The 277-nt window shown below is 72.6% G+C and carries 1 pseudogene; it reads left to right on the top strand.

Going from position 1 to position 277, the window contains the following annotated elements:
- Window positions 1-113 precede the first annotated feature (113 nt).
- Window positions 114-277: pseudogene (locus SB764_RS39780) on the top strand (ergothioneine biosynthesis protein EgtB); the annotation flags it as partial.

Here is a 277-nt window from a genome sequence, read left to right as displayed (position 1 = left end):
GGACGCGGGCTATCACGGCATCGAGCACTGGTCGGACGCCCGCGGCTGGTTTTCGGTTTTCAGCGCCCGCGCCTGATGCGGCGCCCCCCCAAACCCGCCACTGGAGGATCGCCATGGAACCTGCCTGCCTGCTGACCCATCCCGCCAACGGCCCCTACGCCGCCGGCCAGGCCGGCCAGCACGACCGGTACGACGCCGTGCGCGCCACCACCACGGCGCTGGCCGCGCCGCTCAGCCCGGAAGACTGCCAGGTGCAATCCATGCCCGACTGCAGCCC

It is taken from the genome of Paraburkholderia sp. SIMBA_027, from assembly GCF_046535315.1.
GTDB classification, from domain to species: domain Bacteria; phylum Pseudomonadota; class Gammaproteobacteria; order Burkholderiales; family Burkholderiaceae; genus Paraburkholderia; species Paraburkholderia tropica.
This window is presented reverse-complemented; position numbering and strand designations above follow the sequence as displayed.